This is a genomic window from Cupriavidus sp. 01L415, assembly GCF_056400065.1.
This window is the reverse complement of sequence record NZ_JBFTSP010000004.1, coordinates 1-25,322: the sequence shown is the minus strand read 5'-3', so window position 1 is coordinate 25,322 and position 25,322 is coordinate 1. Positions and strand designations below refer to the sequence as shown.

Genomic DNA, 25,322 nt, shown 5'->3' with positions numbered 1-25,322 from the left:
CGTCCGGCGACACGTCCCCACCATGCAAACCACCCTGGCCGAATTCCTGCGCAACACCCCCGAAGGCGAAGAAGCCAAAGCCATCGTCGGCAAGTGCGTGCATTGCGGTTTCTGCACCGCCACGTGCCCCACCTACCAGTTGCTCGGCGACGAGCTGGACGGCCCGCGTGGCCGGATCTACCTGATGAAGCAGGTGCTGGAAGGCAATGCAATCACCGAAAGGACACGCCTGCACCTGGACCGCTGCCTGACCTGCCGCAATTGCGAGTCGACGTGTCCCTCGGGCGTCAAGTACGGGCGGCTGGTCGATATCGGCCGGCAGGTCGTCGATGACCGGCTGGAGGAGGCAGGCATTCGCCGTCCGGCCAAGGAGCGCTTCGCGCGCTGGATGCTGCGCGAGGGGCTGACGCGCCCGGCGTTGTTCGGCCCGGCGCTGAAGCTCGGCCAGATGGTGCGCCCGCTGCTGCCGCAGACGCTGCGCAACAAGGTGCCCGCGCACACCGCCACCGCCGGCACGTGGCCACGCACGGTCCATCCACGCAAGATGCTGTTGCTCGATGGCTGCGTGCAGCCGGCCATGTCGCCCAACATCAATGTCGCCACGGCGCGCGTGCTGGACAAGCTCGGCGTGCAACTGGTGATCGCGCGCGAGGCCGGCTGTTGCGGCGCGATTCGTTTCCATACCGGCGACCACGACGGCGGGCTCGATAACATGCGCGCCAATATCGACGCATGGTGGCCGCATATCGAGGCCGGTGCGGAGGCCATCGTCATGACGGCCTCGGGTTGCGGCGCGATGGTCAAGGACTATGGGCACCTGCTGCGCAACGACCCGCGGTATGCCGAACGCGCGGCGCGTGTATCGGCGCTGACGCGCGACCTGTCGGAAATCCTGCCGGCCTTCGCGGACGACCTGCACAAGCTTGCCGGCGCCGTACCGCGCGACAGCCGCCGCGTAGCCTACCACCCGCCCTGCACGCTCCAGCACGGCCAACAGATCCGCGGCAAGGTGGAGGCCCTCCTGACAGGGCTCGGCATCGAGGTCCGGCTCTGCGCCGACAGCCACCTGTGCTGTGGCTCAGCGGGGACATATTCGGTGCTGCAGCCGGAACTGTCGTACCAGCTGCGTGACGACAAGCTGGCGAAGCTGCAAGCGACGTCGCCCGAGGCGATCGTGTCGGCCAATATCGGCTGCATCACCCATCTCCAGGGCGGCACGGAGACGCCGGTCATGCACTGGGTGGAACTGGTGGACCGGATGGTGAGCCCGCAGGCGTAGCCGGCACGGGGGCGCCGGCGCCGCGCCCCGCAACCGGGTGGGGCGCTGGCGCCATAACCGGCGCCATCGGAGTACCATGTCGGCACATTTTGACCCCGACGTGCCCCCATGCTCCAGACGTTTGCCATCCTGCTGGTCTTCCAGACCGTGGGCGAGGTGATCAGCTACGCGCTGCGCCTGCCCGTGCCCGGCCCCGTGATCGGGATGCTGTTGCTCTTCGGCTGGCTGGTGTTCGACAACCGCCTGCTGCCCATCATCCAGAACACCACCAGCGACCTGCTCAAGCATCTGTCGCTGCTGTTCGTGCCCGCCGGCGTCGGCATCATGGTCCACGCCAGCCGCATCGGCGGAGAATGGATGCCGATCGTCATCTCGCTGGTCGTCTCCACGTGGCTGGCCATCGCCGTCACCGCGCTGGTCACGCGCGCGCTGATGCGCAAGCCCCCGGAGGCGGTGGCCGATGCCGCCGAACCGACGGAGGCCCAGCCATGATGTCGCCGCGCCTGAACGAGATCTGGGTCTATCTGGCCGCCAGCCCCCTGATCGGGCTGACCGCCACGCTGATCGCCTATGTATTTGCGTACCGTATCTACGAGCGCGCGCGCTTCTCGCCGCTGGCCAATCCGGTGATGATCTCGGTGGCGATCCTGGTCACCGTGCTCACCGTCACCGGCACGCCCTACAAGAGCTATTTCGACGGCGCACAGTTCGTGCACTTCCTGCTGGGCCCCGCGACGGTCGCGCTGGCCGTGCCGCTCTACCTGCAACTGCCCAAGCTACGCACGCATGTGATTCCGCTGCTGTGCGGCCTGGTGGCCGGCTCGATCGTGGCGGTGGTGTCGGCGGTTGGCATCGCGTACGCGCTGGGGGCCTCGCCGGAGGTCGTGCGGTCGCTGGCGCCGAAATCCGTGACGATTCCGATCGCCATGGGCGTATCGGAAAAGATCGGCGGCCTGCCGTCGCTGACCGCCGTGCTGGTGATGGCCACCGGCATCATCGGTGCCGTCAGCGCCACCGGCCTGCTGAACCTGCTGCGCGTGCGCGACTACACCGTGCGTGGCTTCGCCACCGGCGTGGCGGCGCATGGCATCGGCACCGCGCGGGCGTTCCAGGTGAGCCAGGAAGCCGGCGCATTCGCGGCACTCGGCATGGGCCTCAACGGCGTCCTCACGGCGATCCTGGTACCCGTGCTGGCAACATGGATGCCCCACTGACAATGCCTGCCAGGCCCCTGACATACTCCTGACAGGACGCTGTCAGGAGCCCCCGCGCATCATGCGTTCTCCCAATACCCCGAGAGGAGAGCCATCATGGCCAATGCCCTGATCAACTGGCTGGAAATTCCCGTCACCGACATGCGCCGCGCCGTCGAGTTCTACGAGGCCGTATTCGAGAGCCCGCTGCGCCGCGAGACCATGGGTGATGTCGATCTGGCCGTATTCACCCACGCCGAATCCGCGGGCGCGCTGGTGTCCGGCGAACGCTACCGCTCCAGCGCGTTCTATGGCCCGGTCCCGTACCTCAATGCGCCGCAGCTCGATGACGTGCTGGCCCGCGTGTCCTACGCCGGCGGCCGCACCGTGCATGGTCCCGTGCAACTGCCGGACAACATGGGCCGCTATGCCCACATTACCGACAGCGAAGGCAACCGGATCGGCCTGCACGAGCCGGTGACGCACTGACAAGCCGCCCATGAGCCGCCGCGCCGACCGTCTCTTCCAGATCGTCCAGGTCCTGCGCGGGCGCCGCCTGACCACGGCGGCACTGCTCGCGCAGCGGCTCGGGGTCTCCGAGCGCACGGTCTACCGTGACATCCAGGCGCTTTCCCTCTCGGGCGTGCCGGTCGAAGGCGAAGCCGGCATCGGCTATCGCCTGCGGCCGGACTACGACGTGCCGCCGCTGATGTTCACTGCATTGGAAGTGGAAGCCATGGTCGCCGGGCTGCGCCTGCTCAAGGCGTGGGGCGGCGGCGCGCTGGCCGCGGCTGCCGATCCGGCACTGGAAAAACTGATGGCCGCGCTGCCGCCGCACCGGCGCGTGGCAGCCCAGCAGAGCCGGATCTTCGCGCCCGAGTACGTCAACCAGCCGGCGGTAAGAGACGCCTTCGACACCGTACACAGTGCCATCGGCGCCCAGCGTTTGCTGCAGATCGACTATAGCGATGCGCAGCAGCGCACCACGGTGCGCGTGGTGCAGCCGCTGGGATTGTTCTTCTGGGGCAATGTCTGGCTGTTGGCCGCGTGGTGCACGACGCGGTCAGACTATCGCAGCTTCCGGCTGGACCGCTGCCGCGCCATCGAGATGCTCGAGGATCATTTCCACGAGACGCCGGACCGCTCGCTCAACGGCTTCCTGCGCGCGGTGCAATCCGGCACGCAAGGCTGATCGCGCGCGTCAGGCCGCGGGATCGCTCAGCAGCTTTTCGATATCGGCGCGGATATCCTCGGGCTTGGTCGTCGGCGCGTAGCGCTTGAAGATCGTGCCGTCGCGGCGCAGCAGGAACTTGGTGAAGTTCCACTTGATCGCCTGCGTGCCCAGCACGCCACGCTTTTCGGACGTCAGCCACTTGTAGAGCGGATGCGCACCCGGGCCATTCACCTCGATCTTGTCGAACATCGGGAACCTGACCTGGAAGCGCGATTCGCAAAACTGGCCGATCTGCGCGGCGTCGCCGGGCTCCTGCTTGCCGAACTGGTTGCAGGGAAAGCCGAGCACGTCGAGCCCGCGCTCGTGATAGGCATCCTGCAACGTCTGCAACCCGGCGTACTGCGGTGTGAATCCGCATTCGCTGGCGGTGTTGACGATCAGCAGCACCTTGCCTCGGAAATCGGCCAGGGGCACCGGTGTGCCGGACAGGGAACTGGCTTCGAACTGGTAGACGTTACTCATGGCGGTCTCCGCTTGGGGTGTTGGGCCTGACAGGTGTGAGGATACCGCGCCCGTCAGGTTCCTGCGAATGCCGCTCAGATGACGTTGAGGTGCTCGGTGCCGGCACCGAGGTCGGCGTCGCGATGGCGGGCGCTATGCAGCTTGATCATCAGGCGCAGGTCGTTCAGCGAGTCCGCGTTCTTGAGTGCGTCCTCGTAGGTAACCTTCTCCGCCTCGTAGAGCTCGAACAGCGCCTGGTCGAACGAGATCATGCCCTGCTCGCGGGACCGCTTGATGACTTCCTTGAGCTCATGGATCTCGCCCTTGAAGATCAGGTCGGCCACCAGCGGCGTGCCGATCATGATCTCGACGGCAGGTACGCGACCCTTGCGGCCAGCGCGCGGCAGCAGGCGCTGCGAGATCATCGCCTTCAGGTTCAGCGACAGGTCAATCAGCAACTGCTGGCGCTTTTCCTCGGGGAAGAAGTTGACGATCCGGTCGATCGCCTGGTTGGCGTTGTTCGCGTGCAGCGTGGCCAGGCACAGGTGGCCGGTTTCCGCGTACTGCATCGCGTACTCCATCGTGTCGCGATCGCGGATTTCGCCGATCAGGATCACGTCGGGCGCCTGACGCAGCGTGTTCTTCAGCGCGATGTGCCACGACTCGGTGTCGATGCCGACCTCGCGCTGCGTGACGATGCAGTTCTGGTGCGCATGCACGTACTCGATCGGGTCCTCGATCGTGATGATGTGGCCGTACGAATGCGCATTGCGGTGATCCAGCATCGCGGCGAGCGAGGTGGACTTGCCCGAGCCCGTGGCGCCGGTCACGATCACCAGGCCGCGCTTGGCCATCACGATCTCATGCAGCACCGGCGGCAGATCCAGGTCTTCCACGGACGGGATGCGTGTGTTGATCGTCCGCGCGACCATGCCCGCCTTGCCCTGCTGGATGAACGCGGAGCAACGGAAGCGGCCCGCATTCGGCGCGGTGATGGCGAAGTTGCACTCGCGGGTCTCGTCGAACTCCTTGATCTGGCGCTCGTTCATGATCGAACGCACCAGGCCGAGCGCCTGCGTGGGATTGAGCGGTTGCTGGGAAACCGGCGTGATCTTGCCGTCCACCTTGATGGCCGGCGGGAAATCGGACGTGATGAACAAGTCCGACCCGCGGTTGTTGACCATCAGCTCCAGCAGGTCGTTGATGTATTTGGCGGCGGAATCGCGATCGAGCATGGTGTCGACTCCTTATCCCACGAAAGCGTCGGGATTCTTTGCAATCGCCTTGGCGTCGTTGTAGTTGATCATGCCCCGCTTGATCAGGTCGCCCAGGCACTGGTCCAGCGTCTGCATGCCCAGGCCGCTCGACGTCTGCATCATCGAGTACATCTGCGCGATCTTGTTTTCGCGGATCAGGTGGCGGATGGCGGGCGTGGCGATCATGATCTCGTGCGCCGCGGTCCGGCCATTGCCATCGCGCGTCTTCAACAGCGTCTGCGAGATCACGGCTTCCAGCGATTCGGACAGCATCGTCCGCACCATGTCCTTCTCTTCCGGCGGGAACACGTCGACCACCCGGTCGATCGTCTTGGCGGCGGAGCTGGTGTGCAGCGTGGCAAAGACCAGGTGGCCGGTTTCCGCGGCGGTCAGCGCCAGGCGGATCGTTTCCAGGTCACGCAATTCGCCCACCAGGATCACGTCCGGATCCTCACGCAGCGCGGAGCGCAGCGCATTGGCAAACGAGTGCGTATGCGGCCCCAGCTCGCGCTGGTTGATCAGGCTCTTCTTCGAGTTGTGGACGAATTCGATCGGGTCTTCCACCGTCAGGATGTGACCCATGTCGTTGTCGTTGCGATGGTCGACCATCGCCGCGAGCGTGGTGGACTTGCCGGAGCCGGTTGGTCCGGTCACCAGCACCAGCCCGCGCGGCTTCATGCAGAGGTCGGCGAAGACGGCCGGCGCGTGCAGGTCGTCAAGCGTCAGTACCTTGGAGGGAATGGTCCGGAACACCGCCGCCGAACCGCGCTGGGTCGTGTAGGCATTGACCCGGAAACGGGACAGGCCGGCAATTTCGAACGAGAAATCAACCTCGAGGCGTTCTTCGTACGCCTTGCGCTGAACGTCGCTCATGATGTCGTACACCATGGCATGGACGTCCTTGTGCGCCATCGCCGCGACGTTGATCCGACGCATGTCGCCGTGGATACGCACCATCGGCGGCATGTCTGCCGAGAGGTGGAGATCGGATGCCTTGTTCTTTACCGCAAAAGCCAATAGCTGCGCGATGTCCATCTATAATGACCCCACCCTAAATTAATGACTTATTGTTTTACTTCTTTGGTATGTTCGCCGGATTATGTCTGTAATCGCCGCCAACTTGCAAGCCGTGAAAAATGACATCGCGGCGGCCACACAACAAGCCGGGAGGGACCCTTCGACGGTCACCCTGCTGGCGGTTTCCAAGACAGTCCCGCCGGCCACGGTGCGCGAAGCTTTCCAGGCCGGGCAGACAGCGTTTGGCGAGAACTACGTCCAGGAAGGGCTCGACAAGATCGCCGCGCTGGATGACCTGCGCAGCCGGATCCAGTGGCATTTCATCGGCCCGCTGCAAAGCAACAAGACGCGGTCCGTGGCCGGGCAGTTCGACTGGGTCCACACCGTCGACCGCCTGAAGATCGCCGAGCGGCTCTCCGCGCAGCGCCCGGACGGCCTGCCGCCCCTTCAGGTCTGCATCCAGGTCAATATCAGCCAGGAAACCAGCAAGAGTGGCGTGGCGCCACAGGACGTGCTGCCGCTGGCGCGGGCCGTGGCGGCGCTGCCGAACCTGCAACTGCGCGGGCTGATGGCGATTCCGGCGCCGGCCGAGGATCCCGCCGCGCAACGTCAACCGTTTGCCGCCCTGCGCGCGTTGCTTGATCAACTACGGCAATCCGGGCTAAACGTCGACACGCTTTCGATGGGCATGTCCGCTGACATGGACGCCGCCATCGCCGAAGGCGCCACACTGGTGCGGATCGGCACCGCGATTTTCGGCGCACGCGCCTGACAGGCATCGTGCGGGTAGACATTAGAGGCGCTATCAAAATGAAGCGCCAGCGGTTCTGGCTAGGCGCGCGGCCGCAGACAGTACAAGTGGTACGGCAAGGCCGCGCAACGACGCCAGAATCATTTTGATAGTGCCTCTTAGGACAGACATGCTCGACTCTCTTACGTTCGGCTTCCTCGGCGGCGGCAACATGGCCTCCGCCCTGATCGGCGGCCTCGTCGCCCGTGGCGTGCCCGCCGGCGCCATCCGTGTCATCGATCCGTCGGCCAACGCCCGCCAGCGGCTTACGCAGACCTTGGGCGTCCACGCCCTGGCGGCACCCGACGCCGCCTTTGGCGCCAGCGACGTGATCGTGCTGGCCGTCAAGCCGCAACAGTTCCGCGATGCCGCCGCTCAGCTGTCACCGCTTCTGCCCAAAGCCGGCGCCGGCAACCTGATCATCAGCGTGGCCGCCGGCATCCGCCTGCAGGACATGCAGCGCTGGCTGGGCGGCACGCGTCTGGTGCGCGCCATGCCGAACACGCCGGCGCTGGCCGGCATGGGCATGACGGGGCTGGCCGCGGCACCGGGACTGTCGGAGCGGGACCGCGCGATTGCCACCGCGGTGGCCGAGGCCGTGGGGAAATGCGTGTGGGTCGATGGCGACGACCAGATCGACGCCGTGACGGCCCTGTCGGGCAGCGGCCCGGCCTACGTGTTCTATTTCATCGAGGCCATGGAGCGCGCGGCGACGGAACTCGGCCTCTCCGCCGAGCAGGGCCGTACGCTGGCCGTGGAGACCTTCCGTGGCGCTGCCGCACTGGCGGGCGAGTCGCCCGAGCCGGTATCGACGCTGCGCGAGCGCGTGACGTCCAAGGGCGGCACGACCCACGCGGCGCTGGTGTCGATGGAAGCGGACAAGGTGAAGGACGCCTTCGTGCGCGCCATGCACGCGGCGGCGGCGCGCGGCAAGGAAATGGGCGCGGAGTTCGGGAAGGATTGAGGTACCGGCTCTGGTCTCCCGCCAGCTAGCGGAGAAGATTGGGGCCACGGGTGACATGACCGTGTCACCCGTACCAGCCGTGTCGGCTGTATCACCGGTGTGGGCCTTGTCAGCCGCGCGCCATCACTGCCGCGCAGCCGCATATGGCTCCAACGGCCTTGTCAGGCCGACGCCAACAGTCAGGCCGACTTCAATAGATAGGCTGCGGCCGTCCCGGCGAACACGCAGGCGCCCAGCCAGTTGTTGTGGCGGAACGCCGCAAAGCAGCGCATGCGGTCCCGGTCGCGGATCAGCGTGTAGTGGTAGCCGGCCATCGCGGCCGCCGCCACGAGGCCAGCATAGTAGGCCCACGCCGACGTTGCCGCGAATCCCAGCAGCACGCCCGCCCAGGCCATCAGGCCAAGGAAGGCGGCGTAGCACAGCATGATGGCCAGCACGTCGAAGCGACCGAACGTGATCGCCGATGTCTTGATGCCGATCAGCAGGTCGTCGTCGCGGTCGACCATCGCGTAGGCCGTGTCATAGGCCACCGCCCAGAACACATTGGCCGCCAGCATCAGCCACGCCACCGGCGGCACCTGCCCCTGGATGGCGGCAAATGCCATCGGAATGCCAAATCCGAACGCGATGCCCAGGTAGGCCTGGGGAATCGCAAAAAACCGCTTGAAGAACGGATAGGTGCCGGCGACGAACGCCGCCACCACGGCCATCCATTTGGTCAGCCCGTTCAGCGGCAGGATCAGCGCGAAAGCGATCAGCGCCAGCACGGCAGCCACGGCCAGCGCCTCCCATGCGGCAATGCGCCCGGCGGTCAGCGGTCGCTCCTTCGTGCGCTTCACATGCTTGTCGAAGTCACGGTCGGCCCAGTCGTTGATCGCACAGCCGGCCGATCGCATCAGGAACGTGCCAAGGAAGAAGATCCAGAAAATGCCCCAGCCCGGCGGCCCGCCGGCGGCCATCCACAATGCCCACAGCGTGGGCCACAGCAACAGCAACGTGCCGATGGGCTTGTCGATCCGGACCAGACGCGCGTAAAGGGCGAGACGGCCGGGTTGGGCGGGGGCGGCGGAACGTTCGGACATGGTGACAGCGGTAACTTCTGGGAAAGCTAAACAAAAAACGCGTCCCGGCATGGCAAGCCGTGACGCGTTGTGCCGGCCACCACGCGGGCGGCCGGGTCTGGCGAGACAGGGCTCACGCCAGCATCGCGCGCAGCATCCATGCGGTCTTCTCATGCGTCTGCATGCGCTGGGTCAGCAGGTCGGCCGACGGCTCGTCGCCAGCGGCATCAATCACCGGGAACAGCGAGCGCGCGGTGCGCACAACAGCTTCCTGGCCTTCCACCAGCTTGCGGATCATGTCGGTGGCCTCGGGCACGCCTTCTTCCTCGGCGATCGAGGACAGCTTGGCGTATTCCTTGTAGGTGCCCGGTGCGGGGTAGCCCAGCGCGCGGATGCGCTCGGCGATGGCGTCCACGGCCAGCGCCAGTTCGGTGTACTGCGTCTCGAACATCAGATGCAGCGTGTTGAACATCGGACCCGTCACGTTCCAGTGGAAGTTATGGGTCTTGAGGTAGAGGGTATAGGTATCGGCCAGCAGCTTGCTCAGGCCTTCCGCGATCTTCTTGCGGTCCTTGTCGGATATCCCGATATTCACGCTCATCTCATTCTTCTTTGCCATGGTCGTTCAGCTCCGTTCTGGTCTAGCCACGAGGATTCGAGTCCGCTTGTTGCGCGGACGGCAGCGACCATTATCGCATCAGGATCAGGTCGCAAGAAAGGACAACCCCCGCGCCGCATCGAGGAACATCGCCATCGCGCCCAGCGTGACGATGGCCATGCCAATCTCCTTGCGCACGAGCTTGCGGCGCAGCCGGCCGGCCTCGCGATCGCGCGAATCATGGGCCGCGTCCGCGCGGAGTTGCCGGAATTCGGTCGCGAACAGATTGATCATCGCCATGATGGGGTCCTCCACTTCAATGATTGGTTGCCCGGCGTTCCGACGGAATCGCCTGAGGCACTGGCTGAGTGAAGTGTAGTTATTTTTTATCGATCTTTGTATTTGATAATCTATAACTATAGAATAGCAAATGACTATCTCGTCTCAGACGCGTCGCTCGGGCGGCCAGATGATCCCGTCTCGGATGGCCAGCACCAAACAAAAACGGCAGGGTCTGGACCCTGCCGTTTGCGTTTGAAGTGACAAATACCGCGAATTGTCGTGCCGTCAGGCGGCTTCCGCCTCGACCGCCTGCGCATCGCCGATCCTGTGGATACCCTGCAGATCGCAAGCCGCCACGGCATTGGCCAGTGCCTCCATGGCCGGCAGGCGCGTGAAGCTCTTGCGCCAGGCCAGCACCACGCGACGATCCGGCACCGGATCGGCAAACGGCACATAAGCCAGCATGTCGTTGCGCGGCTTCATGTCAGGCACCGAGGTACGCGGCAGCACCGTGATACCGACGCCGCTGGCCACCATGTGGCGGATCGTCTCGAGCGACGACCCCTCGAACGTCTTCTGGATGCCGTCGGCCGCCTGCGAGAAGCGCGACAGTTCGGGGCAGACGCCCAGCACATGGTCGCGGAAGCAATGGCCGCTGCCCAGCAGCAGCATGGTCTGTTGCTTGAGCTCGTCCGGATCGACCTGGCGCTGTTGCGCCATCTGATGGCCGCGCGGCACGGCAACCACGAACGGTTCGTCGTAGAGCGGGCGCACGGTCAGGCCGGAATCGGGGAACGGCTCGGCCATGATCGCGCAATCGATCTCGCCTTGCTTGAGCAGTTCGATCAGCTTGTTGGTGTAGTTCTCCTGCAGCATCAGCGGCATCTGCGGGACAGAACCGATCATCTGCTTGACCAGCATCGGCAGCAGGTACGGTCCGATGGTATAGATCACGCCCACGCGGAGCGGGCCGGCCAGCGGGTCCTTGCCCTGCTTGGCGATCTCGCGGATGGCCATGGTCTGCTCCAGCACGCGCTGGGCCTGGGCCACGATCTGCTCGCCGATGGCGGTCACCGACACCTCCGAGGTCCCGCGCTCGAATATCTGCACGGTCAGCTCGTCTTCCAGCTTCTTGATGGCGACCGACAGCGTCGGCTGCGAAACGAAGCACGCCTCGGCCGCACGGCCAAAATGGCGCTCGCGCGCGACCGCGACGATGTACTTGAGTTCGGTGAGCGTCATGACTTATCAGGTTCGGTTAGGCGATAGATTTTAACTTCGATTCCGCCATCTGTCAGATCGCCGTATCAAAGTCTCTTACGCAACACATGCGCGAGTGTGGCGATCACGCCGAGCCGCCAATCAGGCCTTCAAAAAGTGCTCGCGGCCGCCCAGCCAGCGCAACAAATGGGCTTCCACGGCATCCGGAAAGCGCGCCAGCATCATCTCCGCAGCCTCCTGCGCATAGTCCACAAGCCACGCGTCGGTATTCAGGTCGGCAAAGCGCAGCATGGCCTCGCCCGACTGGCGCGCCCCGAGGAATTCCCCCGGGCCGCGGATCTCTAGGTCGCGCCGGGCGATCTCGAAGCCATCGGTGGTCTCGCGCATCGTCGCCAGCCGCTCCCGCGCCGTGGGTGACAGCGGCGCCTGATACATCAGCAGACAGACCGATTCCGCGCTGCCCCGCCCGACCCGCCCACGCARCTGGTGSAGCTGSGCCAGGCCSAAGCGCTCGGCRTGYTCGATCACCATCAGCGAGGCRTTGGGCACGTCCACGCCCACCTCGATCACGGTSGTGGCCACCAGCACCTGCAGCCGGTTGGCGCTGAAATCGTCCATGACCGACGCCTTTTCGGCAGGCGGCAGGCGGCCATGCACCAGCCCTACGCGCAGGTCGGGCAAGGCGGCCACCAGGGTCTCAAAGGTTTCCACCGCCGTCTGCAGCTGCAGCGCCTCGCTTTCCTCGATCAGCGGGCACACCCAGTAGACCTGGCGACCCTCCGCCGCGGCATGGTGCACGCGTTCGATGACTTCGTCGCGACGCGCGTCGTTGACCAGCCGCGTGACGATTGGCGTGCGGCCCGGCGGCAGTTCGTCGATGACGGAGACGTCCAGGTCCGCGTAGTACGTCATGGCCAGCGTGCGCGGAATCGGCGTGGCGGACATCATCAACTGGTGTGGTACCTGCGGCGCCGCCTTGTTGGCTGCCGATCCCTCCGATCCTCCCGGCGCATCGGCCTCGCCCGCCTTGCCCCGCAGCGCCAGCCGTTGCGCCACACCGAAGCGGTGCTGCTCGTCGACCACCGACAATCCCAGCCGTGCGAAACGTACAGTGTCCTGGATCAGTGCATGGGTGCCGATGACCAGTTGGGCATCCCCCGATTCCACGCGCGCAGCCGCCTCACGCTTCTCCTTCGCGCGCAGGCTGCCGGCCAGCCAGACCACGGGCACGCCCAGCGGCTCCAGCCATGCGGACAACTTGCGGAAATGCTGTTCGGCCAGGATTTCGGTCGGCGCCATCAGCGCGGCCTGATAGCCGGCGTCAATGGCCTGACACGCGGCCAGCGCCGCCACAATGGTCTTGCCGCTGCCCACATCGCCTTGCAGGAGCCGATGCATCGGATGCGGCCGGGTCATGTCGGCGGCGATTTCCTCGACCACGCGCTGCTGCGCACCGGTCAGCCGGAAAGGCAACGCGGCCAGGAAGCGGGTGAGCAGCCCATCGGCGCGGCGCGGCATCGAGGGCGCGTTCTTCTCGCGCCGGGCGGCCTGTGACCGGCGCAGCGAGATCTGCTGCGCCAGTAGTTCATCGAACTTGATCCGCTGCCAGGCGGGGTGCGACCGGTCCGCCAGCGCGGCTTCGCTTTCCTGCGGGGGCGGGTTGTGCAGCAGCCGCAGGCAATCGGTCAGCGGCGCCAGCTTCAGCCCGGCGAGCGGGCCGTGCAGCACGGACTGAGGCAGCGTTTCCGGCATCGGCGTGCGAGACAGCGCGCCGCCAATCGCCTTGCGCAGATAGGCTTGCGAGATGCCAGCCGTGGCCGGATAGACGGGCGTCAGCCGGTCCGGCAACGCCTCGCCCGCCGTCACCGGCCGTACCGCCGGGTGGACCATTTCGGCACCGAAGAAGCCACCGCGGATTTCGCCGCGCACGCGCAGGCGCACGCCTTCCGCCATCTGCTTGGTCTGGCTGCCGTAGAAATTGAGGAAGCGCAGCGTCAGTTCGCCGGTGTCGTCGGCAATCCGGACCACCAGCTGGCGCCGCGGGCGAAAGGTGACCTCGTTGGAAATCACCTCCCCTTCGACTTGTGCCGGCAGGCCGATCCCGGCACGCCGGATGGCCTCGCCGATCGGCTCCAGCGTGGTCTCGTCCTCGTAGCGCATCGGCAGGTGCAGCACTAGATCGACGCTGCGCCGCAGCCCCAGCTTGGCCAGGCGTGCCGCAGCCGAGGACGGCCGGGCGTCGGCGGTCTTCGCGGGCTTGCCGCCGCGGGACGGCTTGTCGGCGGGGACGGGAGCGGAATCAGCGATCGGATCGGTGGCGGTGCCTGGCATCAGCGCGGGAATATAGGCGTCAATCACGGGCGGCCGGGCGACGCCGGGCGCCCAAGCCTTACAATGTCGGATTCGCCGATTGTACCTATGCCTGCGGTGGCACCCCAGCCGGGATGCCACCCACCCCTGCCGTGCCTGCCATGCTGACGTTGTCCGACTTCGATTTCCCGCTGCCGCCCGAACTGATCGCGCAGTCCGCCCTGCCCGACCGTAGCGCCAGCCGCCTGCTGGTGGTCGAACGGACCGCCCCGGAGGATCGCGCCGACGCCGTGCGGCTGATCGACCGCGCATTCAGCGACATCCTGGAATTCCTGAATCCCAACGACCTGCTGGTCTTCAACGACACCCGCGTGATCAAAGCCCGCTTCTTCGGCAACAAGCCCAGCGGCGGTCGCGTGGAAGTGCTGGTGGAGCGTGTGCTGGATTCGCACACCGTGCTGGCCCAGGTACGCGCGTCCAAGACGCCGCCCGAGGGCAGCAAGCTGCACCTGACCGAAAACGCCTTCGCAGTGACCGTTGGCCCGCGTGTGGACCAATTCTTCACGCTGCGCTTCCCGGAACCGGCGCTGGACCTGATCGAACGCTATGGCCGCCTGCCGCTGCCGCCCTATATCACCCACGACCCGGACGCCTACGACGAGACGCGCTACCAGACCGTCTACGCCCGCAACCCGGGCGCCGTGGCCGCCCCGACGGCCGGCCTGCACTTCGACGATGCGCTGTTCGCCCGGCTCGATGCCCACGGCGTGCGCCGCGCCTTCCTGACGCTGCACGTGGGCGCCGGCACGTTCCAGCCGGTGCGGACCGAAAATCTCGCCGAGCACAAGATGCACGCCGAGTGGTACGCGATTTCATCGGAACTGGCCGAGGCCGTGCGCGAGACCCGCGCGCGCGGCGGCCGCGTGATTGCCGTGGGCACCACGTCGCTGCGTGCGCTGGAATCGGCCGCGGCCGCCGACGGCACGCTGGCCGCCGGCAGCGGCGACACCGATATCTTCATCACGCCGGGCTACCGTTTCCGGCTGGTCGATGCGCTCATCACCAATTTCCACCTGCCCAAGTCCACGCTGCTGATGCTGGTGTCCGCGCTGGCCGGCGTGGAGGCCATCCGCGCGGCCTACCGCCACGCCGTGGAGGCACGCTACCGCTTCTTCAGCTACGGCGATGCCATGCTGCTGACCCGCCAGGTCTGACCGAATACAAGAAAACGCCATGCTCAACTTCGAACTCCTGACAACCGACGGCAATGCCCGCCGTGGGCGCGTCACCCTGAACCACGGTGTCGTGGAGACGCCGATCTTCATGCCCGTGGGCACCTATGGGTCGGTCAAGGCGATGTCGCCGCTCGAACTCAACGAGATCGGTGCGCAGATCATCCTCGGCAACACGTTCCATCTGTGGCTGCGCCCGGGACTGGACGTCGTCGACGCGCACCAGGGCCTGCACAAGTTCGTGGGCTGGGACAAGCCGATCCTGACGGACTCGGGCGGTTTCCAGGTGTTTTCGCTGGGCGAGCTCCGCAAGATCACGGAGGATGGCGTCACGTTCGCGTCGCCGGTCAATGGCGACAAACTGTTCCTGTCCCCCGAGATCTCGATGCAAATCCAGCGCACGCTGAATTCGGACATCGTCATGCAGTTCGACGAGTGCACCCCTTATGAGATCGAGGGCCGCCCGGCCACGCACGACGAAGCGGCACGGTCGATGCGCATGAGCCTGCGCTGGGCCAAGCGGTCGCGCGACGAATTCGACCGCCTGGCCAACCCGAATGCGCTGTTCGGCATCGTCCAGGGCGGCATGTTCGAAGACCTGCGCGACGAATCGCTGGCGGGCCTGTCGGAACTGGATTTCCACGGCTACGCGATCGGCGGCCTGTCCGTGGGCGAGCCCAAGGAAGACATGATGCGGGTGCTGGAGCACGTGGCCCCGCGCCTGCCGGCCAACAAGCCGCACTACCTGATGGGCGTCGGCACGCCAGAAGACCTGGTGGCCGGCGTGGCGTCCGGCGTGGACATGTTCGACTGCGTGATGCCGACCCGCAACGCGCGTAACGGCTGGCTCTTCACGCGCTTTGGCGACGTCAAGATCCGCAACGCGGCGCACCGCAACGACCCTCGCCCGCTCGACGAAAGTTGCGATTGCTACACTTGCCGCAACTTCTCGCGCGCCTACCTGCACCATCTGCACCGGGTCGGCGAGATCCTTGGCGCGCGCCTCAACACCATTCACAACCTCTATTACTACCTGGAACTGATGCGCGAGATGCGCGCGGCCATCGAGGAACACCGTTTCGAGCCGTTCCGCCGCCAGTTTGCGGAGCACCGCGCGCGCGGCACACGCTGATCCGCACGCGCCCAGCCAATGTTCTAGTTTCAAGACAGGCAGGCGAACTTTCCGCCGCGCGGCGGTCGAATATCTGCCTGTCCGGGTGACCTTCCGTAACGTGCGACAAAGTACTTGGAAGGCACCCCGAGCAAACCCGCAATTCGCCCTAGAATGCCTAGGCGGGACAACACCGGGTGATAGAATGCCCGATTCCCTGATTGAACTTTGTGACGGAGAAGTAACGTGCTGATTTCGAACGCTTTTGCCCAGACTGCCGGTGTCGGCGGCGCGGCCGGTGGCCTGATGAGTTTCCTGCCCATCATCCTGATGTTCGCAGTGCTGTGGTTCATCATGATTCGCCCGCAGATGAAGCGCCAGAAGGAATCCAAGGCAATGCTGGAAGCACTGGCGAAGAACGACGAAGTCGTGACCGCCGGTGGCATCCTGGGTCGTGTGACCAAGGTGGCTGACCAGTATGTGACGCTGGAAGTGGCCGAAGGCACGGAGATCACCGTGCAGAAGAACGCCGTCACCACGGTGCTGCCGAAGGGCTCGCTGAAGTCGCTCTGATCCGACCCCGCTCCAGCCTTTTCCGGCATGCCCATGGCGCCACGCCTGCGCATGCCCCTGCAGCCGCCTGAACCGGCCCGCGGGTCCGCATCGGACCCGGCGAGGGCTGCCAGGCGGCTGTTTGCCAACCGGTCCGGCCGATCCGGCGCGTATCGCGCGCCAGAGTCGGCCACGCCAACCGCAATGACTGGCCAGAGATGAATCGTTATCCGCTTTGGAAGTACATCGTGATCCTGGTGGCCCTGGCCATCGGCATCATCTATACCCTGCCGAACTTCTTCGGCGAGGCACCCGCCGTGCAGGTGTCGTCGGCCAAGGCCACGGTCAAGGTCGACCTGGCCATGCAGAAGCATGTCGAAGAGATCCTGGCGCAGAGCCAGCTTCAGCCGGATGGCATGTTCTTCGACGTGGCTGGCCAGTCCGGCTCGGTCAAGGCACGCTTCCGCACCACCGACGAGCAGCTCAAGGCCAAGGACGTGCTGTCCCGCTCGCTGAACCCGGATCCGTCCGACCCCACCTACGTGGTCGCGCTGAACCTGCTGTCGGGGTCCCCGCGCTGGCTGGCCGCGCTGCACGCGCTGCCGATGTACCTGGGCCTGGACCTTCGCGGTGGCGTGCACTTCCTGCTGCAGGTGGACATGAAGGGCGCGGTCGACAAGAAGCTCGACAGCCTGTCCGGCGATGCCCGCACGCTGCTGCGTGACAAGAACATCCGCCACGGCGGCATCGATCGCGAAGGCGACCGCCTGACCGTGCGTTTCAACAACGCCGACGAAGCCGGACGCGCGCGCACCATCCTGGCCGACAGCTTGCGCGAACTGGCCTTCGCGATGGACGGCAACAACGTCGTCGGCACCTTTACCGACGCCGCCCGCAAGGCCGTGCAGGACGCCGCCGTCAAGCAGAACATCACCACCCTGCATAACCGTGTGAACGAACTCGGCGTGGCCGAGCCCGTGATCCAGCAGCAAGGCGCCGATCGCATCGTCGTGCAGCTGCCGGGCGTGCAAGACACCGCCAAGGCCAAGGACATCATCGGCCGCACCGCCACGCTGGAGGCCCGCCTCGCCGACCCGGATGCACCGCGCAACCCGCGCGCGGGCGATCCGGTGCCATTCGGCAGCGAGCTGTTCACGCAGGGTAACGGTGCCCCGGTCATCCTGAAGAAGCAGGTGATCTTCACGGGCGACCGCATCGAAAGCGCCTCCGCCGGCTTCGACCAGAACCAGCGCCCCTCCGTGAACATCAAGCTGGATGCCCAGGGTGGCCGCGTGCTGCGCGACGTGTCGCGCGAGAACATCGGCAAGCCGATGGGCATCGTGCTGTTCGAAAAGGGCAAGGGCGAAGTGCTGACCGTGGCGACGATCCAGTCCGAGCTTGGTTCCAGCTTCCAGATCACCGGCTCCTACTCCACCGAAGCCGCGAACGACCTGGCGCTGCTGCTGCGCGCCGGTTCGCTGGCCGCACCGATGGAGATCATCGAGGAACGCACGATCGGCCCGTCGCTCGGCGCCGACAACATCCAGAAGGGCTTTGACTCGGTGGCCTATGGCTTTGGCGCCATCGCCGCGTTCATGGTGCTGTACTACATGCTGTTCGGCGTGTTCTCGGTCGCCGCACTGGGCGTGAACCTGCTGCTGCTGATCGCCGTGCTGTCGATGCTGCAGGCCACGCTGACGCTGCCGGGCATCGCCGCCATCGCGCTGGTGCTGGGCATGGCCATCGACGCCAACGTGCTGATCAACGAGCGGATCCGGGAAGAACTGCGTGCCGGTGCCTCGCCGCAGATGGCCATCGCGGTCGGCTTCGATCGCGCCTGGGCCACGATCCTTGACTCGAACGTCACCACGCTGATCGCCGGCCTAGCGCTGCTGGCCTTTGGCTCCGGCCCCGTGCGCGGCTTTGCCGTGGTGCACTGTCTGGGCATCCTGACCTCGATGTTCTCGGCGGTGTTCTTCAATCGCGGCCTGGTCAACCTCTGGTACGGCCGCAAGAAGAAGCTCCAGAGCGTGGCCATCGGCCAGATCTGGAAGCCGGACGCCGACACTCCGGTCGCCAAGTAAGCCAGACATATCAGGACAACATCATGGAATTTTTCCGCATCAAGCGCGACATTCCGTTCATGAAGCACGCGTTGGTCTTCAACGTGGTGTCCTTCCTGACGTTTGCCGCCGCTGTCTTCTTCCTCTGGCACAAGGGCCTGCATCTGTCGATCGAATTCACCGGCGGTACGGTGATGGAGGTCAACTACCAGCAGGCGGCCGATCTTGAAAAGATCCGCGGCCAGGTCGGCAAGCTCGGCTATAGCGACGTGCAGGTGCAGAACTTCGGCACCTCGCGCGACGTGATGATCCGCCTGCCGCTGCAGAAGGGCCCGGACGGCAAGACGGTCACATCCGCCCAGCAGAGCGAACAGGTGATGGGCGCGCTGCAGGCCGCCACGCCGGAAGTGAAGCTGCAGCGCGTGGAGTTCGTGGGCCCGCAGGTGGGCAAGGAACTGGCGACGGACGGCCTGCTGGCGCTGCTGTGCGTGGTGGCCGGCATCATGATCTACCTGTCGTTCCGGTTCGAGTGGAAGTTCGCGGTGGCGGGCATCATCGCCAACCTGCACGACGTGGTGATCATCCTGGGCTTCTTCGCGTTCTTCCAGTGGGAGTTTTCACTCTCCGTGCTGGCGGCGATCCTGGCCGTGCTGGGTTACTCGGTGAACGAGTCGGTGGTGATCTTCGACCGGATTCGCGAGAACTTCCGCAAGTACCGCAAGATGACCACGCACGAGATCATCGACAACGCGATTACCAGCACGATCTCGCGAACCATCATCACCCACGGCTCGACCGAAATGATGGTGCTGTCGATGTTCTTCTTCGGTGGCCCGACGCTGCACTACTTCGCGCTGGCCCTGACGGTCGGTATCCTGTTCGGTATCTATTCGTCGGTATTCGTGGCAGCGGCACTGGCCATGTGGCTGGGCGTGAAGCGCGAGGACCTGGTCAAGGGCGAGAAGAAGCCGGGCGACCCCACCGATCGCAACGATCCGAACTTCGGGGCCCAGGCCTGACGAGGAAATCGTCGACGAAGACTAGAAAGGCACCTGCGGGTGCCTTTCTCTTTTGGAGGTCGTTTCAAAAAGATCCTGGCGTCGTTGCCTGGTTTTGCCACACTCGCTTGCCGTACCACTTGTATGGTGTCTGCGGCCGCACCCTTGCAGGGCGCACATGCGCTGGCAGGCGCATGTCGCTACGCAGGCGGATCGCATGCGATCCGAAACCCCTGCTCCGCCCTAGCCAGGACCGCTTCGCTTCATTCTGAAACAACCTCTTTGGGCGCCGCCTGCCTGTATCAGAAAGGCCTGGTCCGCATCGGATGGCCCGACCAAACAAAACGCCCCGCATGAGAAGCGGGGCGTTTTGCGTTTCTGCCGTGGCAACGACGGTCAGGTTTCCGAGAGCTGCTCGATCCATACCGCCAGTCGGTCCGATGCGAAAGATTCTGCTCGCGTGACGGCTCGGGCGGTAATGGCATCCCCCTCGCGCCGCAACTGCAGGGCGCCGCCGGCCTCTTCCAGCCATAGCAGCACGGCCAGCCAGCCCGCATGCTCGGCGGAGACGGCCTCGCCCACCGGCTTGTCCACGAATTCGCTGAGCGTCGCCGGCGCGGTCCAGGTGACGGCGTCGCCGTCGCGCCGGACCGTCGCCTCACCCAGCGTCTCCGCCAGCACCGCTGCTGCATCGCCAGCCCCGCGGCCAGCCAGGCGCGAGCGCAGTTCCGCCAGCTTCGTGCCCACGGCATGGCCGAACGTGCCACTGCGCTGGCTCTCGGCGCCGACCAGATCGGCGTAGTCCATCCGCTGCCAGTCCGGCTCGGCATTGCGCGCGCCAGCCAGCGACGCACCGGCCAGGTAGGTTTCCACGGGCTGGAAGCGGCCCGGGCCGACCAGGCTGGCGCACAGGGCATGCACCATGCCGATGCGCGTGGCCACCGTCTGCTTCTGCAGCACCGACAGCTTCTCACGCACCAGCTGATCGCGCTCCTTGCGCAGCCCGGACAGTTCCAGCGCCTGCTTCAGTTCCATGCGCAGCGCGGTGATGTCCCACGGCTTCTTGATGTAGCGATGGATCTGCCCCTGGTTGACGGCTTCCACGGTCTGGTCGAGCTCGGAGTACGCCGTCGTCAGGATCCGCACGATATGCGGATAGCGCTCGCGTGCGTAACGCAGCAGCTCGTTGCCGTACTCGCCCGGCATACGCTGGTCGGACACCAGCACCGCAAGACTGTCGCCATGGGCGTCCAGCAGGGCCTTGCCTTCTTCAACGGACCCGCCGGTCACCACCGGCGCCAGCTGCCCGATGGCGCGCTGGAAATACTTGACGGCCGTGGCTTCATCATCGACGAACAGAATCGCCGGGGGTGCCTGCGTAGTATTCGGTTCGCTCATCGATCACTCCTGTGCATACGATTCTTGAAATTGGGGAAATCGAGGGTAACGGTCGTGCCGGCACCGGACGCGGACGCGATCCGGATGCCGCCACCAAAGGATTGCATCACGCGGTTGCAGAAAATCATGCCGAGTCCGCTGCCGCCGGCCGATGCGTAGGTGGTCACGGGATCCACCAGAAGCCGGTCCATCACCTCGGGCGGGATGCCAGGCCCGTTGTCGGCGATGCGGATCTCCGGGCGTTCGCCGGCGACGACCACGAAGCGCAGCACAGGCTCGTCGACGTCGGCCAGCGCTCGCAACGCATTGCTCATGACGGACGACAACACCAGCGCCACGCAGTTGGGGAGCGTCAGCACCGGGAAGTCGCCGTGCATTTCCACTTGCACCCAGTTACGTTGGTTATCGGCAAACGGATAGGTATCCAGCAGGGATGCCACCAATGCGCCGGCGGTGATGTCGCCTCCCGGGCCGGGCCGGGGCGTGGCGCCGCCCGCACTGCTGCGCACCGACTGGAGGAACGACGACAGCACGGCCAGGCAATACTGGGCGTTGTCATGCATGGCGCCTGCGGCCTGGCCGATTTCGGCGTGCCGCTGCGGGCTGTACTCGCCGGCCACGCGGGTCTCGATGCCACGCGCAAAATTGGCGATCGCGGCCAGCGGCGTATTGAGTTCGTGCGCCAGGAAGGCCAGCGTCTCGTCGATGGCCATCAGCCGCTGCTGCCGTACCGCGCGCTCGCGATGACGCTCGCCGGCCATGCGCAGGACCTCCCGCACATCGCTCACCGAGATCGGTTTCTCCAGGATGCGGAACACCTCGCCGGTATTAACGGTCTCCAGCAGCATGTCCTTGTCCGCATAGGCGGTGACAAGGATGCGGACGATCTGTGGATATTCCTGCGCGACCTGGCGCAGCAAGTCGCCACCGTCGCGGCCCGGCATGCGGAAATCGGTCACCAGGACGGAAATCTGCGTGTGGTGCGCGCGCAGGATGCCGACGGCCTGGTCGGCACTGGTGGCCGACAACACTTCGTACTCGCTGCCGACCGCCCGCGCGAAATACTTGCACGCCATCTCCTCGTCATCGACGTAGAGAATGATCGGGCGCGGCTGGCTCGTGTCAGTCATGGAACCCTCACTCCGCGCGCGGCAGGTCGAAGCTGAACGCGGCCCACTGGCCGAGTTCGCTTTCGGCAAACAACTGGCCGCCATGGCGCTCGATCACCGCATAGCTGATCGACAGGCCCAGGCCCAGCCCCTGCCCCACCTCGCGCGTGGTGAAGAAGGGTTCGAAGACGCGCGCCAGATGCTCCGGCGCAATGCCGGGGCCGTTGTCGCGCACATTGACGTGCAGTCGGCCGGCGGCCCACTTCACCGTGGTATGGATGGCCGGGTTCTGCGTGCCAACCTTGCGCATGGCCAGCGCCGCGTTGGAAAAGAGGTTGATCAGCACGCCGATGATCGCGGCCTCGTCACCCATCACCAGCGTGTCGTCCGGCAATTCGCGAGTCACCTTGACGCCGCGCAGTTCGTGCGCGGTCAGCCGGACCGACGAGTCGAGCGCTTTCTCGAACAAGAATGGCGTGCCTTCCACCTCGGCACCGGGCTTGCGGTACGCGAAGGTCTTCAGGTCCGACACGATATGCTGGATCCGCTGCATCCCCTGCTTGGCGTCCACGAGGCATTCCTCGAGCGCCGGCTCGGCCTTGGCCGCGGGCTCTTCCATGGCGACCTCGATCGCCATCAGGCAGAAATTCACCGGGTTATTGACCTCGTGCAGCAGGCCCGCCGCCAGCGTACCAATGGCCGCCATCTTTTCCTGTTGCAGCATCTGGCCCTTGATGTCGACCAGCTTGCGATTGATCACTTCCAGCTCGGTGTTCTTGTCCGCGACCTCGGCCTTCAGGCGGAACAGCATGAAGCGCGCGCGCTCATTGAAGAACGTGTAGACGCCGCTGGCCGCCGCGGCGAACAGCAGGAACAGCGAATTGACAATGAAGGTGCCTACCGGCTCGATGCCGCCCGGGTGCAGCAGGCAGGCCAGCGCGTAGAGCAGATAGGAGAGGATGCCGAAGACGAGGTTCTGCCAGAGCCCGAACGGTAATGCGATACCCGAAGCGAAGATGGCCAGGTTCAGGCCCACGTAGTACGGGGACTCCACACCCTCGGTCTGCGAGATCATCCACGCGATCATGATCTGCGGCAGCAGCAGCCATGTCAGCGTGAGCCACGGCGCATAGCGCCGTCCGGCCTGGCTGTAGAGCATGACCACCACGCCGGCGATCATCAGCGACACCAGCACCCGCGCCACGGCAAAGGGCAACTGCCACTGCGGGTACTGGCCAAAGTCCAGTCCCATGCCCAGCATCACCAGCACGATGGCCGTGTACGCTCCGCCCCGGCTGAACGCCAGGCGAAAGTCCGCCAGTTCGGACTGGTATCCCGCATAGAGTTGATTGGCGCTCATCGATGGAACAGGGATTACCGCTTCACTCTCACTGGATGGTGGCTTCGGCGAAGACATTGACGCCGGTTTCATCGACATAGAGTCGGTGGGCATGCGAGTTCTCCGGCAACAGCGAGGCCATTCCGGCCTCGTCGCGATAGATCAGATACCACTCCAGCAGGTGCTCCATCCCGAACTTCTCGGGATTGTCGGCGTGGACATTTGTCACCAGCAACTGACCGCCCGGCTTGGTGCGCGACGCGAAATACGACAGCAGCCGTGCGCAGACCTTGTCGGACAGGTAGTCGAACAGGCCAGCGCAATAGACGGCATCGAACTCACGCGCGCCGGGGTCGTCCGGCGAAATGCGGCGCTTGAGCAGGTCGTGCACGGACTGGTGCACCATCTCCACCGATGCCTTGTGCCCGGCCGCTGCAGCGGAGCGTTCCACCGATCCGCGCGTGTATTCGAGGGTTTCCTCGCTGAAGTCCACCAGTTGGAACGACAACAGCTCCGGATTGGCATACTCGCGCACGAAACGCTGGATCTCGAACGCCGGCCCGCAGCCCACGTTCAGCACGCGGAACGGGCGGCCCGCGGCCCGCGCACGTTCGGCCTGGCGGGTCAGGAAGTCCACCAGCAGGTCGATCCGGTTGCGGTGCGCCGTCGCCACCGCCGCCTTCAGGAAGGCCGTATTGACGATCTGAAAATACGTGGTGGGACCTTGCTGCGGATCGCTGAGGATCTGGTTCACCATTTCGTAGTCGCCGGCGTAGCCGAGCGGCTTGGTGAAGGTGCGATAGACGAATGGCGCGCGCAGCAGCAACGGGTGCAGCGCGGCCTGCGCGTAGGTGCGGTGCACGGGCGCGATTTCCGGGTCCACCTGTTCCGCCTCGCCCTCCAGCCAGTCGAGGTAGGTCTTCACCTTCCCCATCAGCGGCACGGCCAGTTCATAGAACACGTCTTCGCGCAGGCGCCCTTCCTTCTTCGGCAGGGACTCGGTCAGGTCCACCTGCTCGACCCAGCGCGAGACTTCCGAAAGATACGCGCGCATCTCGTTGACCACGATCTGGTAGTCGCGCCGGATGTTGAAGCGCGTATCCCAGTCCTTGACAAAGAGTTCGGCCTCGCGCGCGACCGATTTGGGTGCGTCGTTGACATCCGTCAGCTCGCGCCATTCATCGATCAGCGTCAGGGACACCACCGCAGTCAGACCGGTATTCACCAGGCTCATGACGACGGCCTTGCCCAGATAGGCGTTCTTCGTACCCATCCGCACGCTCAGTTCGCTCAGCACCTCGCTGACCTGAACAATGGAATAGGGATTGTAGATTTCCATCACCAGCGACTTGCGCTGGAGATTGATGATCGTGCCCCGCACCTGCTCGCCCTGCGAGTTGCGGAAGCTAACTACCGGATCGATTTGCGTTTTGGAGTACACGGTATCGCGCCAGGGAAATCCGAGAAACGCTGCGGGCCAGGGCGCCTGACGGGGCCGGCCGGGTACAGCTCAGGCAAGAGGTCTTGCGGCGGAATACCAAATCAGGGAATGCAGCCAATGCTCATATCGATGCGCGTGACCTGTTGCGGGCACGGGGCGCGTCCGGCGTGTGCACCGGCGCGGGCTCCGCCCCTGAGGGTGGGACTGCGGCGAACCATTGTACTGTGGCAGCCGGAAACCGTACAACTGTGCACCCGCGCCATGAAGTGGGGTATCCCCGGGGCAATCGGCATAGGGGACAGCCATCGTGGCTGCGCCCCTGCCACACCACCCGGCGTGCGGGTCCGCACCGGGCGGTTCGAGAGGTTGAGGTTAGGCGAGGCGGGGCAGGCCCAGCCGGTCAAAGTAGGCGATATCCAGCACCCACTGCAGC

General features: G+C 65.3%; 24 protein-coding genes. 12 read left to right on the top strand and 12 right to left on the bottom strand.

The genetic code is table 11. The features are described 5' to 3' along the window. The first annotated feature begins 22 nt into the window (after positions 1-22). From glcF to AC1DOX_RS10030, 5 genes are all read left to right on the top strand, one after another. On the top strand, positions 23-1,279 hold the full coding sequence (glcF, locus tag AC1DOX_RS10050; RefSeq protein WP_477101319.1) for a glycolate oxidase subunit GlcF: 1,257 nt from the start codon (positions 23-25) through the stop codon (positions 1,277-1,279). A gap of 108 nt (positions 1,280-1,387) precedes the next feature. Then, complete coding sequence (locus tag AC1DOX_RS10045; protein ID WP_441615692.1) at positions 1,388-1,771, top strand: CidA/LrgA family protein; 384 nt, start codon at positions 1,388-1,390, stop codon at positions 1,769-1,771. After that, the gene (locus tag AC1DOX_RS10040; RefSeq protein WP_092135249.1) at positions 1,768-2,493 is read left to right on the top strand and encodes an LrgB family protein; all 726 of its coding nucleotides are present in this window, start codon (positions 1,768-1,770) and stop codon (positions 2,491-2,493) included. The genes AC1DOX_RS10045 and AC1DOX_RS10040 overlap by 4 nt, the downstream gene beginning before the upstream one ends. Positions 2,494-2,589: 96 nt before the next feature. Continuing rightward, positions 2,590-2,961: a VOC family protein gene (locus AC1DOX_RS10035; protein WP_092135250.1), complete on the top strand. Its 372-nt coding sequence runs from the start codon at positions 2,590-2,592 to the stop codon at positions 2,959-2,961. Positions 2,962-2,971: 10 nt separating this feature from the next. Beyond that, positions 2,972-3,664 (top strand): helix-turn-helix transcriptional regulator, encoded by a 693-nt coding sequence (locus AC1DOX_RS10030; protein WP_441615689.1) that lies wholly within the window; start codon positions 2,972-2,974, stop codon positions 3,662-3,664. A 9-nt stretch (positions 3,665-3,673) separates the two neighbouring features. Here AC1DOX_RS10030 and AC1DOX_RS10025 read toward each other — a convergent pair whose 3' ends face one another. The 3 genes from AC1DOX_RS10025 to AC1DOX_RS10015 form a co-directional block, all read right to left on the bottom strand. Further along, a complete protein-coding gene (locus AC1DOX_RS10025) occupies positions 3,674-4,168 on the bottom strand; it encodes a glutathione peroxidase (RefSeq protein ID WP_092135254.1) in 495 nt (164 codons plus the stop codon). Between the two features lie 74 nt (positions 4,169-4,242). Further along, the gene (locus AC1DOX_RS10020; protein ID WP_092135255.1) at positions 4,243-5,382 is read right to left on the bottom strand and encodes a PilT/PilU family type 4a pilus ATPase; all 1,140 of its coding nucleotides are present in this window, start codon (positions 5,380-5,382) and stop codon (positions 4,243-4,245) included. A gap of 12 nt (positions 5,383-5,394) precedes the next feature. Then, the gene (locus tag AC1DOX_RS10015; protein ID WP_092135257.1) at positions 5,395-6,438 is read right to left on the bottom strand and encodes a type IV pilus twitching motility protein PilT; all 1,044 of its coding nucleotides are present in this window, start codon (positions 6,436-6,438) and stop codon (positions 5,395-5,397) included. A 64-nt stretch (positions 6,439-6,502) separates the two neighbouring features. Here AC1DOX_RS10015 and AC1DOX_RS10010 point away from each other — a divergent pair, with 64 nt between their 5' ends. Both AC1DOX_RS10010 and proC read left to right on the top strand, forming a co-directional pair. Further along, positions 6,503-7,192, top strand: a complete 690-nt coding sequence (locus AC1DOX_RS10010; RefSeq protein WP_441615686.1) for a YggS family pyridoxal phosphate-dependent enzyme — start codon at positions 6,503-6,505, stop codon at positions 7,190-7,192. A gap of 148 nt (positions 7,193-7,340) precedes the next feature. Continuing rightward, a complete protein-coding gene (gene proC, locus AC1DOX_RS10005) occupies positions 7,341-8,174 on the top strand; it encodes a pyrroline-5-carboxylate reductase (RefSeq protein WP_441615684.1) in 834 nt (277 codons plus the stop codon). A 179-nt stretch (positions 8,175-8,353) separates the two neighbouring features. Here proC and ubiA read toward each other — a convergent pair whose 3' ends face one another. The 5 genes from ubiA to recG all read right to left on the bottom strand — a co-directional run bounded on the left by ubiA (position 8,354) and on the right by recG (position 13,667). Then, entirely contained in the window at positions 8,354-9,256 is a 903-nt protein-coding gene (gene ubiA / locus AC1DOX_RS10000; protein WP_441615682.1) for a 4-hydroxybenzoate octaprenyltransferase, read from the bottom strand. Positions 9,257-9,368: 112 nt separating this feature from the next. Then, the gene (locus AC1DOX_RS09995; RefSeq protein WP_092135263.1) at positions 9,369-9,854 is read right to left on the bottom strand and encodes a Dps family protein; all 486 of its coding nucleotides are present in this window, start codon (positions 9,852-9,854) and stop codon (positions 9,369-9,371) included. An 84-nt stretch (positions 9,855-9,938) separates the two neighbouring features. Further along, complete coding sequence (locus AC1DOX_RS09990) at positions 9,939-10,133, bottom strand: hypothetical protein (RefSeq protein WP_092135264.1); 195 nt, start codon at positions 10,131-10,133, stop codon at positions 9,939-9,941. Between the two features lie 267 nt (positions 10,134-10,400). Beyond that, on the bottom strand, positions 10,401-11,357 hold the full coding sequence (locus AC1DOX_RS09985) for a LysR substrate-binding domain-containing protein (protein ID WP_092135266.1): 957 nt from the start codon (positions 11,355-11,357) through the stop codon (positions 10,401-10,403). A 120-nt stretch (positions 11,358-11,477) separates the two neighbouring features. After that, positions 11,478-13,667, bottom strand: a complete 2,190-nt coding sequence (recG, locus tag AC1DOX_RS09980; RefSeq protein WP_477114018.1) for an ATP-dependent DNA helicase RecG — start codon at positions 13,665-13,667, stop codon at positions 11,478-11,480. Between the two features lie 140 nt (positions 13,668-13,807). Here recG and queA point away from each other — a divergent pair, with 140 nt between their 5' ends. The 5 genes from queA (at position 13,808) to secF (ending at position 19,623) form a co-directional block, all read left to right on the top strand. After that, a complete protein-coding gene (gene queA / locus AC1DOX_RS09975) occupies positions 13,808-14,860 on the top strand; it encodes a tRNA preQ1(34) S-adenosylmethionine ribosyltransferase-isomerase QueA (protein WP_441616112.1) in 1,053 nt (350 codons plus the stop codon). A 19-nt stretch (positions 14,861-14,879) separates the two neighbouring features. Further along, complete coding sequence (gene tgt, locus AC1DOX_RS09970) at positions 14,880-16,010, top strand: tRNA guanosine(34) transglycosylase Tgt (protein ID WP_441615679.1); 1,131 nt, start codon at positions 14,880-14,882, stop codon at positions 16,008-16,010. 225 nt (positions 16,011-16,235) lie between these two features. Beyond that, positions 16,236-16,562, top strand: coding sequence for a preprotein translocase subunit YajC (gene yajC, locus AC1DOX_RS09965; protein WP_092135270.1), 327 nt, complete (start codon positions 16,236-16,238; stop codon positions 16,560-16,562). 197 nt (positions 16,563-16,759) lie between these two features. Continuing rightward, entirely contained in the window at positions 16,760-18,625 is a 1,866-nt protein-coding gene (secD, locus tag AC1DOX_RS09960; RefSeq protein ID WP_441615677.1) for a protein translocase subunit SecD, read from the top strand. Positions 18,626-18,648: 23 nt separating this feature from the next. Then, positions 18,649-19,623 carry a protein translocase subunit SecF gene (secF, locus tag AC1DOX_RS09955; RefSeq protein ID WP_441615675.1) on the top strand — a complete coding sequence of 325 codons (975 nt, stop codon included), beginning with the start codon at positions 18,649-18,651 and terminating at the stop codon, positions 19,621-19,623. Between the two features lie 375 nt (positions 19,624-19,998). Here secF and AC1DOX_RS09950 read toward each other — a convergent pair whose 3' ends face one another. The 4 genes from AC1DOX_RS09950 to AC1DOX_RS09935 are packed head-to-tail and all read right to left on the bottom strand — an operon-like array spanning position 19,999 to position 24,889. After that, positions 19,999-21,000, bottom strand: a complete 1,002-nt coding sequence (locus AC1DOX_RS09950) for a response regulator (RefSeq protein WP_441615673.1) — start codon at positions 20,998-21,000, stop codon at positions 19,999-20,001. Continuing rightward, entirely contained in the window at positions 20,997-22,130 is a 1,134-nt protein-coding gene (locus AC1DOX_RS09945; protein WP_092135276.1) for a hybrid sensor histidine kinase/response regulator, read from the bottom strand. The genes AC1DOX_RS09950 and AC1DOX_RS09945 overlap by 4 nt, the downstream gene beginning before the upstream one ends. Before the next feature lie 7 nt (positions 22,131-22,137). After that, positions 22,138-23,469, bottom strand: a complete 1,332-nt coding sequence (locus AC1DOX_RS09940; RefSeq protein WP_441615671.1) for a sensor histidine kinase — start codon at positions 23,467-23,469, stop codon at positions 22,138-22,140. 28 nt (positions 23,470-23,497) lie between these two features. After that, on the bottom strand, positions 23,498-24,889 hold the full coding sequence (locus tag AC1DOX_RS09935) for a class I SAM-dependent methyltransferase (protein WP_092135279.1): 1,392 nt from the start codon (positions 24,887-24,889) through the stop codon (positions 23,498-23,500). Positions 24,890-25,322: the final 433 nt, after the last annotated feature.